The 12,062-nt window shown below is 72.3% G+C and carries 11 protein-coding genes; 8 read left to right on the top strand and 3 right to left on the bottom strand.

The features are described 5' to 3' along the window. Nucleotides 1-469: 469 nt before the first annotated feature. The 3 genes from AB0H84_RS11535 to AB0H84_RS11525 all read left to right on the top strand — a co-directional run bounded on the left by AB0H84_RS11535 (nt 470) and on the right by AB0H84_RS11525 (nt 4,994). Complete coding sequence (locus AB0H84_RS11535) at nt 470-3,979, top strand: S8 family serine peptidase (protein WP_357601816.1); 3,510 nt, start codon at nt 470-472, stop codon at nt 3,977-3,979. A 75-nt stretch (nt 3,980-4,054) separates the two neighbouring features. After that, entirely contained in the window at nt 4,055-4,603 is a 549-nt protein-coding gene (locus tag AB0H84_RS11530) for a TetR/AcrR family transcriptional regulator (RefSeq protein WP_357601813.1), read from the top strand. After that, nucleotides 4,596-4,994, top strand: coding sequence for a DUF5360 family protein (locus AB0H84_RS11525; RefSeq protein WP_357601810.1), 399 nt, complete (start codon nt 4,596-4,598; stop codon nt 4,992-4,994). Before AB0H84_RS11530 ends, AB0H84_RS11525 begins: the two co-directional genes overlap by 8 nt. Here the strand turns inward: AB0H84_RS11525 and AB0H84_RS11520 are convergent. Next, entirely contained in the window at nt 4,942-5,415 is a 474-nt protein-coding gene (locus AB0H84_RS11520; RefSeq protein WP_357601807.1) for a VOC family protein, read from the bottom strand. The genes AB0H84_RS11525 and AB0H84_RS11520 overlap by 53 nt on opposite strands. A 63-nt stretch (nt 5,416-5,478) precedes the next feature. Between AB0H84_RS11520 and AB0H84_RS11515 the strand changes: the two genes are divergently transcribed. Further along, nucleotides 5,479-6,447: a YafY family protein gene (locus tag AB0H84_RS11515; protein WP_357601804.1), complete on the top strand. Its 969-nt coding sequence runs from the start codon at nt 5,479-5,481 to the stop codon at nt 6,445-6,447. On the opposite strand, the gene AB0H84_RS11510 is transcribed toward AB0H84_RS11515, so the two are convergent. Beyond that, entirely contained in the window at nt 6,398-7,177 is a 780-nt protein-coding gene (locus AB0H84_RS11510; protein ID WP_357601802.1) for an alpha/beta fold hydrolase, read from the bottom strand. The two genes, AB0H84_RS11515 and AB0H84_RS11510, sit on opposite strands and share 50 nt — an antisense overlap. Nucleotides 7,178-7,259: 82 nt before the next feature. Here AB0H84_RS11510 and AB0H84_RS11505 point away from each other — a divergent pair, with 82 nt between their 5' ends. Both AB0H84_RS11505 and AB0H84_RS11500 read left to right on the top strand, forming a co-directional pair. After that, nucleotides 7,260-7,676 carry a YciI family protein gene (locus tag AB0H84_RS11505; RefSeq protein WP_357601799.1) on the top strand — a complete coding sequence of 139 codons (417 nt, stop codon included), beginning with the start codon at nt 7,260-7,262 and terminating at the stop codon, nt 7,674-7,676. 11 nt (nt 7,677-7,687) lie between these two features. Beyond that, complete coding sequence (locus tag AB0H84_RS11500) at nt 7,688-8,899, top strand: DUF6596 domain-containing protein (protein ID WP_357601797.1); 1,212 nt, start codon at nt 7,688-7,690, stop codon at nt 8,897-8,899. 14 nt (nt 8,900-8,913) lie between these two features. On the opposite strand, the gene AB0H84_RS11495 is transcribed toward AB0H84_RS11500, so the two are convergent. Continuing rightward, on the bottom strand, nt 8,914-9,678 hold the full coding sequence (locus tag AB0H84_RS11495) for a PIG-L deacetylase family protein (RefSeq protein WP_357601794.1): 765 nt from the start codon (nt 9,676-9,678) through the stop codon (nt 8,914-8,916). Nucleotides 9,679-9,745: 67 nt separating this feature from the next. On the opposite strand from AB0H84_RS11495, the gene AB0H84_RS11490 reads away from it, so the two are divergent. Beyond that, a complete protein-coding gene (locus AB0H84_RS11490; protein ID WP_357601792.1) occupies nt 9,746-10,465 on the top strand; it encodes a helix-turn-helix domain-containing protein in 720 nt (239 codons plus the stop codon). Then, nucleotides 10,465-11,889 (top strand): MFS transporter, encoded by a 1,425-nt coding sequence (locus AB0H84_RS11485; RefSeq protein WP_357601789.1) that lies wholly within the window; start codon nt 10,465-10,467, stop codon nt 11,887-11,889. Before AB0H84_RS11490 ends, AB0H84_RS11485 begins: the two co-directional genes overlap by 1 nt. The last annotated feature ends 173 nt before the right edge of the window (nt 11,890-12,062 follow it).

The raw sequence follows: 12,062 nt of genomic DNA, 5'->3' as shown, positions 1-12,062 counted from the left end.
CTCCGCGACCGCATCGAAGATCGATTGGAAGCGGGCAGGCCGGGAATCGGTCCTGCCCCGTAGAGGAACCGGCCGCATCACGATGATCCGCACGGCTCGCGGAGAGCCCGGCGTCAACGCGAAACAGCCACCGGATGACCGGTGGCTAGCGTCTTGACGCCTCGGGGCTGGACATGTCCGCGAACGTAGCAAGGTCCCGGGGACGTACGCAACCGACATGCCCCGCCCAGGGTGTCGGCTTCCGGTCAGCTGGCAGAAAGTCGCCACCCCTGCCTCGGCCCGGTGAAGCCGCAGCTAGCTGCGCGTTCAAGGGCTCGTGAGGGAGGGTTTTCGGTCGGTGGCGAGGGTTTTCGGTCGGTGGCGAATGTTAAATCTTGTTACGCGCTCTTGCGACCGAACACATGATCTACCCACGATTGCTCCCCGGTGGGCTCACAAGATCCCAAGAACCCACCGTCAAGGAGATCGTGTGTCCGTATACCGCCCCTGGCGAGCGGTCCTGCTGTGGACAGCCCTCGCCCTGCTGGCCGTCCAGAGCCCGGCAGCAGCCCAGAGCCCACCTGGATCCGACAAGATCGATCAGGCGGTCCAGGCTGATCTGTCCGCCGACGACAAGGCCACCTTCTGGGTACGGCTGAAGGACAAGGCAGACCTGCGATCGGCGCGTACGGCGAAGACCAAGGCAGGAAAGGGCCGGCAGGTCTACCGGATGAAGACGGAGACCGCTGCCGCCTCCCAGGCCGATGTGCGCAAGCTGCTCAAATCCGCGCACGCCGAGTTCACCCCGTTCTGGATCGTCAACACGATCAGGGTGACCGGCGACGCCGACCTGGCGGCAAAGATCGCCGAGCTTCCCGAGGTAACCGAGATCACCCCGGACCGGATCGTCGCGTTACCGGAGCCGAAGGCGGGCGTCGCCCAGGCGAAGGCCGGCTCCGTCGAGTGGAACGTCGACCGCGTCAACGCCCCCAAGGTCTGGGACGAGCTGGGCGACCGCGGCGAGGGCATCGTCGTCGCCAGCCTCGACAGCGGCGTGCAGTGGGACCACCCGGCGCTGAAGGCCAGCTACCGCGGCACGCGGCCCGACGGCACGGTGGACCACAGCTACAACTGGTACGACCCGGCCGGCGCGTGCCCGGACCGCACGCCCTGCGACGACCGCACCCACGGCACCCACGTCATGGGCACCATGGTCGGCGCCGACGGCATCGGCGTGGCCCCCGGCGCCAAGTGGATCACGGCGAAGGCGTGCGGCGTCGGCGGCTGCCCCGGCTACGCGCTGCTGGCGGCCGGCGAGTGGATCCTCGCCCCCACGGACATCAACCTCCAGAACCCGCGCCCCGACCTCGCGCCCAACATCGTCAACAACTCCTGGGGCGGCCCCGGCATCGACCTGTGGTTCAAGGAGATCGTCGAGGCGTGGGTGGCGGCGGGCATCTTCCCCGCCTTCTCCAACGGCAACAGCGGCCCCGAGTGCGACACCACGGGCACGCCCGGCGGCTACGTGGCCTCCTACAGCGCGGGGGCGTTCGACGTCAACGGCGCGATCATGCCCGAGTCCTCCCGCGGTCCCGGCGAGAACGGCGAGATCAAGCCGAACCTCGCCGCTCCCGGCGTGAACGTCCGCTCGGCCGTGCCCGGCAACGGCTACGGGTTCAAGAGCGGCACCTCGATGGCCAGTCCGCACGTCGCCGCGACGGTGGCGCTGATGTGGTCGGCCTCGCCCGCCCTGCGGGGCGACGTCGAGGCGACGCGGGCGCTGCTCGACGGCACGGCCTCCGACGTCGACGACACGCGCTGCGGCGGCACCGCCGCCGACAACCTCACCTGGGGCGAGGGCAGGCTCGACGCCTACGCCGCGGTCAAGGCGACCCCGGCCGGCGAGCTGGGCACGCTGACCGGCAAGGTCACCTCGGAGGGCTCCCCGGTGGTGGGGGCGGCCGTCAGCGTCTCCGGGCCGCTGAGCCGTACGGTGCCCACCGGCCAGGACGGGTCGTACACGCTGCCGCGCCTGCTGAGCGGCGACTACCGGATCACCGTCACGAAGTTCGGCTACGACGACGCCACGGCCACGGCCACCGTCGGTGACGGCCGGACGGCCACCCAGGACCTGACGATGGCGCCGCAGCCCATGAGCACGGTGTCGGGCACGGTCAGCAGCACCGGCGCGCCCGAGGCGGGCGCCACCGTGAGCGTGGCGGGCACCCCGGTGACGGCCGTCACCGACGCTGCGGGCCGCTACGCGGTCAAGCTGCCCCACAAGGAGTACGGCATCGACGTCGTCCCGGCCTCGCGGTGCGCGAGCCGGACGAGCGCACCGGTCACGGTGACGGGCGACCTGACGAAGGACATCGAGCTGCCCGCCAACGCCGACGCCTTCGGCCACACGTGCAGGAGCGGCACGGAGGCGTACGTCGAGGCCACGGAGAAGCAGCCGCTCACCGGCGACGACGACGTCCAGAAGGTCGACCTGCCCTTCGCCTTCCCGTTCTACGGCAGGACCTACACCAGCGGCACGGTCAGCACCAACGGATACCTGGCCTTCACCCCCCACTGGTACTCCTTCCCGAGCAACGTCCCGCTGCCCGCCGCGAACGACCCCAACGCCGCCGTCTACCCCTACTGGGACGACCTGTCCCTGGACGGGCACGAGCAGAGCGGTCTCTACACCGCCACGCTCGGCACGGCGCCGAACCGCACGTTCGTCATCGAGTGGCGCGAGGCGCACTTCTACGACGGTGACGAGTGGTTCTCGTTCGAGACGCTGCTCGGCGAGGACGGCTCGATCGGGTTCCGCTATCGCGGGATCTCCAGCGCGCGCGAGGCGGGCACGGGCACCACGATCGGCATCGAGAACGGCGACGGCACGGACGCCCTGCAGTACTCCGCCAACCTGGCCGCCATCGCCGACGGTCAGAGCCTCGCCTTCGCCGCACGGCAGCACGGCCTGGTGACCGGCACGGTCACCGACGCCAACGACGGCAAGCCGCTGGCGGGCGCGACGGTCAAGGTGGGCCAGGTCACCTCCTTCACCACCGGGGCCGACGGCACGTTCCTGGGCCAGGCGCCCGCCGGCGACCACCAGCTGGAGGTCACGGCGGACAACTACGGCGCCCTCGCCAAGGCGGTCACGGTCAAGGCGGGCGCGCGCAACCAGCTGGACACGGCGCTGACCACCGGCCGGGTGACGGCCTCCACCGATCGGCTCACCCTGGTCATGCCGGCCTCGGCCAGCAGGAAGGGCACGTTCGAGCTGACCAACACGGGCGCGGACACGACGTACGCGATCGAGGTCGAGCCCGGCCAGAGCGGCTGGCTGAGCGCCGAGCCGGCCGGTGGCGGGATCGCGGCGGGCAAGTCCGCGACCCTGAAGGTCACCGCGTCCAGCGCGGGCATGGAGCCCGGGAGTGTACGGACCGGCGTGCTGACGGTGCGCTCGGCCAGCGGGCGCAACCCGTCGTTCCCCGTCGCGGTGTCCGTGGTCGTGCCCAGGCATCAGGTGGCCGTGGACGCGGGCGGCGGCGCGAGCGTGACCGACGCGGCCGGTGACACCTGGACGGCCGACCGCCGGTACACCCCCGGCGGGCACGGCTACCTGGGCGAGTCCACCAGGACGAACACGACCAGCAGGACGATCGCCGGCACGAGCGAGCAGACCCTGTTCAGGAGCGTGCGCGAGGGCATGCGCGGGTACCGGTTCGACAACGTGCCCGACGGGGTCTACACCGTCGAGCTCGGGTTCGCGGAGACCCGGCACAAGCTGCCGGGAAAGCGGGTCTTCGACGTCGCCATAGAGGGCGAGCCGGTCATCCGGGCGCTCGACCCGGCCCGCGAGGCCGGGCAGGACACCGCGATCATCCGCCAGTTCACGGTGCAGGTCAGTGACGGGCGCCTTGACGTGACGTTCCACGAACGGACCGGCGACCCGATCCTGAGCTTCATCCGGATCAGCGAGCGCCCCGACAGGACAGCCCCTTAGAACCCGCCGGCCCGTCCCCCTCCGTGGGGACGGGCCCGGCTTGAAATATACCGGCCAGCCGGTACAGTAACAGCCGTGCCAAGAGCCAGTTCCAAGGAACGTCTGCTCGATGCCGCGGCCGAGGTGCTGCTCTCCGAGGGGGCCGAGTCGCTCACCCTGGAGGCCGTCGCCAAGAGGGCCGGGGTTTCCAAAGGCGGGCTGTTCTATCACTTCCCGACCAAGCAGGCGCTGGTCGGGGCGATGGTCGAGAGGCTGACCGACGCGTTCGACGCCGCCCTGGCCGAGGCCGGCAGCCGCCCCGGCGACTTCCTGCGGGCCTATGTCGCGGCCACGATCCCCGAGCGCCACACCGCCTCGTCCCCGGCCGACCGTGTCACCGTCGGGCTGCTGGCCGGGGTGCTGGTCGATCCCGCCGGGCTGGAGCCGCTGCGCGAGAGGTTCGCGGCCTGGCAGGCCCGGCTGGCCGACGACGGCATCGACCCGGCCGTCGCGACAGCCGTGCGCCTGGCCGTGGACGGCTGGTGGGCCGCCCGGCTGTTCGGTCTCGGCGAGCCCGGCGCCGGCCTGCACGAGCGGACCCGCCGCCACCTCATGGAGATGATCGACCGTGCTGCCCGTGACTAAGCGGTTGATGCTGGTCACCGACCTGGGGTTCGTGGCCTACTTCACGATCACGGGGCTCGGGCTGATCCCGCCCGAGTGGGCGTTCGCGGACTACGCCAATCCGCTGATGGCCGACTGGAACTGGTCGTTCCTCTGGATCGACCTGCTGGCCAGCGCCACCGGCCTGGCCAGCCTCTGGGTCTTCAGGAGCGACCAGCTCATGCTGGTGTCGCTGGTGCTCACCATGGCGTCAGGGCTGATGGCGATCGCCTTCTGGACCCTGCGCGGCGACTTCTCGCTGGTCTGGTGGGTCCCGAACCTCTACCTGATGCTCTTCCCCGTCCCGGCGATCATCCGTCTCACCTGCCAGGGAAGAAGTCCGCGCTCTGGACGTACTCCATCGCCTTCGTGAACTCCGGGTCGCCCATGCGGCGCTCCATCTCCTCCGGTGCGACCTCTTCGACGCGGGCCTGGATCCACCACAGGTTGCCGAACGGGTCGCGTACCCGCCCGACCCGGTCGCCCCAGAAGAGGTGCGTGACGTCGGTCACCGACGTCCCGCCTGCCTCGACGGCGCGGCGGTGGGCGGCGTCGGCGTCGGGGACGTACAGGCGCAGGAAGGCCGGGGTGGGCGGCCAGTGGGCGGCCCCGTCGAACATCATCACCACCGCGTCCCCGATCCGCACCTCCGCGTGCCCGATGCGCCCCTCGTCGTCGGTCACCCTGGCCAGCTCGACGGCGTCGAACGCCTTCTTCAGGTAGTCGAGGAGTCCGGCGGTGTCCTGGCCGATGATCCACGGCGTGACAGTGGTGTAGCCCTCAGGAATGTTCATGCCTGGAGGCTATTTCCGAAGTAGGTCAGATCCTGTCCCACATCTCCATTTACGCTGAGATCCATGACCGAGTCCCGCCTCCTGGCCCTGCTGTCCCTGCTCCAGACCTCGCGCGAGTGGCCGGGCAGCGAGCTGGCCGAGCGGCTGGGGGTCAGCCGCCGTACGGTGCGGCGCGACGTCGAGCGCCTGCGCGACCTCGGCTACCCGGTCGAGGCCACCATGGGCGCGGCCGGGGGATACCGGCTGGTCGCGGGCGCGGCCATGCCGCCGCTGCTGCTGGACGACGAGGAGGCGGTGGCCATCGCGGTCGGCCTGTCCACCGCCGCCAGGAACCCGGTCCAGGGCATCGAGGAGGCGTCGGTCCGCGCCCTGGCCAAGCTGGAGCAGGTGCTGCCGTCCCGCCTGCGCTACCGGGTCAGGTCACTGGGCGGCGCCACCGTCCCGCTGCCCGCGGCGGGCGGGCCGCAGGTCGATCCCGGGCGGCTCACCACGCTGGCGGCGGCCGTGGCGAACCGGGAACGGGTGCGGTTCGGGTACCGGGCCAACGACGGCACGAGCAGCGAGCGGCTGGTCGACCCGCACCGCCTGGTCGCGACCGGGCGGCGCTGGTACCTGCTCGGGCACGACCGCGACCGCGACGACTGGCGGATCTTCCGCATCGACCGCATCGCCGATCCGCGGGCGACCGGCGCCAGGGTCACGCCGCGCGAGCCGCCCGCCGCCGACGTCGCCGCTTACGTCGCCGAGAAGCTCTACTCGCTCGCCCCCACGTACGAGGCCGTCGTCACGCTGCACGCCCGCCCCTCGGAGCCGATCAGGGCCTTGGGGGAGGTCACCCCGGCCGAAGGGGAGCGCTGCCGATTGCGGATGCGCGGCGACACCCTGGACTGGCTCGCCTTCCACCTGCTGGCGCTGGGCTGCGAGTTCGAGGTGCACGAGCCGCCCGAGCTCGCCGCGCACCTGCACGCGCTGGCCGCCCGTCTCACCCGCGCCGCAGGAACTCCAGCACCAGCGGGCTCGCGATCTCCCTGAACTCCTCGAAGTACGCGTGCCGCGCACCCTCGATCATCCGCAGCTCCGCCCCCGGGATGCGCCCGGCCAGCAGCGGGGCGTTGGCCGCCGGGTTGAACACGTCGTCGGTGCCGTGCACGACCAAGGTGGGCGCGGCGATGGAGGGCAGCGCGTCCCAGCTGTCGTGTCCGGCGCTGGCCGCCAGGTGGCGGCGGCGGGCGTACGCGGGCATGGCCGGATCGCCGGTCGTGTGGTGCGGTCCCGGACGGGTGGCCAGCCAGGCGGGCGTGTACATGAGCTCCAGCAGCGCGCGCTCGGCGGCCGCCCGGTCCGGCTGGGCCAGCGACCTGCGTACGTCGTTGTCCCGCTCGATCCCGTGGGCTCCGCCCGGCGAGCTGCAGCCGAGCACCAGCGAGCCGACGCGCTCCGGGTGGTCGGCCGCCAGCCACTGCGCCACCCGTCCGCCCATGGACGTCCCGTACACGTGCGCCCGCTCCACCCCCAGCTCGTCGAGCACGGCCAGCACGTCGGTGGCGAACCCCCGAGTGGTGTACGGCTCGTCGGGCTTGTCGCTGTCGCCCGTGCCGCGGTAGTCGAAGGTGATGGTGCGGAAGGACTCCTCGAAGTCGGCGCGTACGGGGTCCCACCACCGGTGGTTGTTGGCCTGCCCCTGCAGGAGCAGCAGGGGTTGCCCGCCGCCGCGGATCTGGTAGGACAGCTTGACGCCGTCCACGGCTGTCGCAAAAGGCATGCCTGGCATCGTAGAGGTGTCCGGTGACCGGGCTTGGCTCCGACGTACCTGGTGAGAGGCACACGAGAGAGGACTCATCACCATGAAGTACATGATCCTGTCGTACGGCTCCCAGCAGGACTACGACGCCATGGCCGGCAAGGACACCGGCCGGTCCGGCTGGTCGGCGGAGGCCGTGGCGGCCATGCACCGGTTCATGGAGGCGTTCAACAAGGAGCTGGAGGAGTCGGGCGAGCTGGTGGAGACGCGCGGGCTCGCCGCTCCGGTGCACACCCGCAGGCTCGGCACGCGCGGCGGCGAGGCGTTCGTGACGGACGGGCCGTACGCCGAGACCCAGGAGGTGCTGGCCGGCTACTGGATCGTGGAGTGCGAGAGCTTCGACCGGGCCACCGCGATCGCCGCCCGCCTGGGGCAGTGCCCGTACCCCGGCGATCCCGGCGACACCGCCTATGCCGACGTCCGGCCCATCGTGGACTCCAGCGCGGACTTGGGGTTCTGATCGGCGTCGAGGTGGAGGGCCTGCTGCGCGAGCTGGCGCCGCAGGTCCTCGGCGCGGTCGTACGGCGGTTCGGGCATTTCGCCACCGCCGAGGACGCCACGCAGGAAGCGCTGCTGGCGGCCGCCGTGCAGTGGCCGGCGGAGGGCGTACCGGACAATCCGCGGGCCTGGCTGATCACGGTGGCCGCCCGCCGCCTGACCGACCTGCTCCAGAGCGAGCAGGCGCGCCGGCGCCGCGAGGACGCCGTGGCGGCCTGGGCGCTGCCTGACGAATGGCTGGCCCCGGCCGCCGACCAGCCGGTCTCCGGCGCGGACGACACGCTCGTCCTGCTGTTCATGTGCTGCCACCCGTCGCTCTCGCCGTCCTCGCAGATCGCGCTCACCCTGCGCGCGGTGGGCGGCCTGACCACCGCTGAGATCGCCCGCGCGTTCCTGGTGCCCGAGGGCACCATGACGCGCCGCATCACCCGGGCCAAGCAGCGGGTCAAGGAGAGCGGCCTGCCCTTCCGCCTGCCCAGGGCCGAGGAGCGCGCGCAACGGCTCGGCGCGGTGCTGCACGTGCTGTACCTGATCTTCAACGAGGGGTACGCCAGCACGTCCGGGCCGCACCTGCAGCGCGCGGAGCTGGCGGCGGAGGCGATCAGGCTGGCCCGCATGGTGCACCGGCTGCTCCCCGACGATCCCGAGGTGGCGGGGCTGCTCGCGCTCATGCTCCTCACCGACGCGCGGCGACCGGCCCGCACGGGCCCCGACGGCGCGCTGATCCCGATGGCCGAGCAGGACCGCGGCCTGTGGGACGCCGACGCCGTCAAGGAGGGCGTCGAGCTCGTCACCGGCGCGCTCAAGCGCGGCTCGCCCGGCCCGTACCAGCTTCAGGCGGCCATCGCGGCGGTGCACGACGAGGCGCCGAGCGCGGAGGAGACCGACTGGCCGCAGATCGTGGCGCTGTACGAGCTGCTGATGCGCATGTCCGACAACCCGATGGTGGCGCTCAACCACGCCGTCGCCGTGGCCATGGCCCATGGCCCCCTCGCGGGCCTCCACCTGCTGGAACGGCTCCAGGAGCCCCTCAAGGGCGACCACCGGCTGCACGCGGTGCGCGGGCACCTGCTGGAGCTGGCCGGCGACCACGCGGCCGCCCGCGACTCCTACGAGGAGGCCGCCAGGCGTACGACGAGCTTCCCCCAGCAGCGCTACCTGCACGGCAGGGCCGCCAGGCTCTGAGACGGCGGCCCGCACTACGGCGTGGCGGGCCGCCGGCGGGACTCGACATACCACTCGCGCCCGAGCAGCCGGCCGAACACGGGCGTGGGGAGCCGTACGAGGGCCCTCATGACGGGGGCCATCCGGCCGTTCCCCGCCACCTGGGAGTGGTGGGCGGCCAGGGCCCGCTGCTTCTGCCCGGCGTAGCGGCGCACGTCGATCCGGTGGGTGATGGCCGCGCTCGGGCTGTACGCGTTCGCCAGCGCCCGGTCGTCGAAGCGGAACGGGATCCGGAGCAGGCGGACCAGGCGCACCAGGCGGACGACGACGTCGCGCGGGATCGTCGCCTCCAGCACCCTGGGGACTCCGGCCAGCTCGGCGGCCCGCCTGCCCACCTCGTGCACCTTGACGTGGTCGCGGTGGCCGTAGCCGCCGTTGGGGTCGTAGCTGAGCAGCAGGTCCACGCCCTCTTCGCGCAGGATCTCGGCGAGCCTGCCCGCGGCCTCCTCCGTGTCGGCGCGCACGAACCGCATCCGGTCCGGCGGGTCCGGGTAGAGCTCCTCGCCGTGGCCGCTGTCGGCGTAGCCCAGGTGCACGACGCGTGACACGCCCAGCTCGGCGGCGGCGGCTCGCAGCTCCTCCATGCGGGTCGTGCCGCCTTCCGCCACGGACTTCATGACGCCGTCCGTCGCGACCACGATGAGCGCGCGGTGGCCCTCGGCCGCGGCGCGGGCCAGCGTGCCGCCGGTCAGGAACACCTCGTCATCGGGGTGCGCGTGGAACGCCAGGACTGTCGCCATGGGTGATCACCTTAGCCGACTTCAAGAGGATTGACGGAGTGAGTCCTCACTCCGTACTGTCGAAAGCATGATGACCAACCCGACAGGCCGGCGCCGCGCGCCGGCGATGAGCCCCGAACAGCGCCGCGAGATGATCGTCAGAGCGGCCCTTCCGCTGGTGGTGGAGTACGGCACCTCGGTGACCACCGCCCAGGTCGCCCGCGCGGCGGGCATCGGCGAAGGCACGATCTTCCGTGCCTTCGGAGACAAGGACGCGCTGCTGGCCGCGTGCATGGCGGAGGCGCAGCGGCCCGACGACACGCTCGCGCATGTGGCGTCGATCTCACTGGAGCTGCCGCTGGAGGAGCGGCTGGTGGAGGCGTCGGAGGCGCTGCGCGGCTACCTGGCCAGGATGGGCGCCGTCGCGGGAGCGCTGGCCGCGTCGGGCGGCCTCCGCCGCGACCCCCGCCTGCTGGGCGGCAGGCCCTCCGACGAGGAGCGCACCGCCACGGAGGACACACGCGGCGCGGCCGCCGGATCCGAGGGCGCGCGCACCGGCACCGCGGAGTCCGGCGAGGGAGCGAGGCGGAGGCTCACCGGGCGGGAGGAGTCCATGGCGGCGACCCGGGAGGTGCTGGCCGGGCTGTTCGAGCCCGAGCGCGACAGCCTCAGGGCCGACCCGGAGCGCCTGGCCGAGGCGTTCCAGTTCCTGGTCATGGCGGCCGGCCGGGGCGCCTCCCCGCTGACCTCGGCCGAGCTGGTGGACCTCTTCCTGCACGGCGCCGTCAAGGGCGGCGAGGCCGGGTGATGGACCCCTACGAGGACCTCGCGCCCGGCCACCGCACGGCGGTGACGTACGCCCTGCTCGGCTGCGCCTTCCTGGGCATGCTGGACGGCACCGTGGTCGGCACCGCCCTGCCGCGCATCGTCGAGCAGGTGGGCGGGACCGGCTCCTGGTACGTATGGCTGGTCACCGCCTACCTGCTCACCTCGACGGTCAGCGTCCCGATCTACGGCCGTTTCTCGGACCTGTACGGCCGCCGCCGTCTCCTCCTCACCGGCGTGACGATCTTCTTAGCCGGCTCGCTGGCCTGCGGCCTGGCGAGTTCGATGGCGTTCCTGATCGTCAGCCGGGCGTTCCAGGGCCTCGGCGCCGGCGCGCTGCTCACGCTGGGCATGGCCGTGATCCGCGACCTGTACCCGCCCTCCCGCATGGAGGGCATGATCCGGATGCAGACCCTGATGGCCGCCATGATGATCGCCGGCATGGTGGGCGGCCCGCTGGTTGGCGGCCTGCTGGCCGATCACGCGAGCTGGCGCTGGGCGTTCCTGGTCAATCTGCCCGTCGGCGCGGTCGCCGCCGCCGTGATCGCCGTGCTGCTCCCGGAGCGCCGCCCGCCCGGCGCCGCACCCGGCAGGCTCGACGCGGCCGGGATTGCTCTCCTCGTCACCGGCCTCTCCCTGGTCCTGGTCGGGCTCAGCATCAAGGGCAACACGGCGCGCGGCTGGGCCGACCCCGCCGTGCTCGGCGCCCTGCTGGCCGGTCTCGCCCTGCTCGCAGCGCTCGTGCCCGTCGAGCGCCGGGCCGCCACGCCGGTGCTCCCGCTCCACCTGCTGCGCCGCCGCACGTACGCGGCCCTGCTCGCCGGCGGGTTCTTCTTCCAGCTCGCGGCCCTGCCCGTGGGCCTGCTGCTGCCGCTCTACCTCCAGCACGTACGCGGCCACTCGGCCACCGTGTCAGGGCTCCTCCTGCTCCCGCTCCTGATCGGGATGACCGTGGGCAACCGGATGACGGCCGTGCTCGTCCTGCGTTCCGGACACACCCGACCGGCGCTGCTGGCCGGGGCCGGGCTGCTCACCGCCGGCACGGCCGCGTTCTTCGCCCTCGGGCCCGAGACCTCCCCTGTGCTGACCGGCGCCTGGCTGCTGCTCGCCGGCCTCGGCACCGGCCCCGCCATGGGCGGCCTCTCGATCGCCACCCAGAACAGCGTCCCCCGCGCCGACATGGGCACCGCCACCGCCGGATCGGCGCTCACCAAGCAGCTCGGGAGCCTGGTCAGCCTGGCCTGCGTGCAGTCCCTGCTGGCCGGTCCCAGGATCACCGCCGCAGGGGTGGGCTCCATCGTCGGCTGGATCGGCGGTGTCGCGGGGTTGCTGGCGTTCGCCGCCGTCTTCCTCGCCCGGGACGTCGACGTCCCAGGCTCGGCCAGGGTCCCCACACGATCCGGATGAATTCGCGTCGCGTCGGGGAATGTTCCGAGGGCAGGTGTGGTTACATAGATCGTGGCCGGTGTGTCCAGTGTCCCCGGGCCTCACCTATTGCCTTCGCGGACTACCGTTCGGCTGGAGCCGCGTTGTGCCTTTCGCCGAGAGGCGACCTGCACACCGGTTGCTCACGCGTTGAG

It is taken from the genome of Nonomuraea sp. NPDC050786 (genome assembly GCF_040654115.1).
Taxonomy (GTDB): Bacteria; Actinomycetota; Actinomycetes; order Streptosporangiales; family Streptosporangiaceae; genus Nonomuraea.
The sequence above is the reverse complement of the archived record's forward strand: the minus strand, read 5'-3'. Positions and strand labels throughout refer to the sequence as shown.

What these genes read in the sequence shown, in the direction of transcription:
- AB0H84_RS11520 (WP_357601807.1), bottom strand. Translation starts at nt 5,415, where the DNA reads ATGAACATTCCTGAGGGCTACACCACTGTCACGCCGTGGATCATCGGC.
- AB0H84_RS11515 (WP_357601804.1), top strand. Translation starts at nt 5,479, where the DNA reads ATGACCGAGTCCCGCCTCCTGGCCCTGCTGTCCCTGCTCCAGACCTCG.
- AB0H84_RS11510 (WP_357601802.1), bottom strand. Translation starts at nt 7,177, where the DNA reads ATGCCTTTTGCGACAGCCGTGGACGGCGTCAAGCTGTCCTACCAGATC.
- AB0H84_RS11505 (WP_357601799.1), top strand. Translation starts at nt 7,260, where the DNA reads ATGAAGTACATGATCCTGTCGTACGGCTCCCAGCAGGACTACGACGCC.
- AB0H84_RS11495 (WP_357601794.1), bottom strand. Translation starts at nt 9,678, where the DNA reads ATGGCGACAGTCCTGGCGTTCCACGCGCACCCCGATGACGAGGTGTTC.
- AB0H84_RS11490 (WP_357601792.1), top strand. Translation starts at nt 9,746, where the DNA reads ATGATGACCAACCCGACAGGCCGGCGCCGCGCGCCGGCGATGAGCCCC.
- AB0H84_RS11485 (WP_357601789.1), top strand. Translation starts at nt 10,465, where the DNA reads ATGGACCCCTACGAGGACCTCGCGCCCGGCCACCGCACGGCGGTGACG.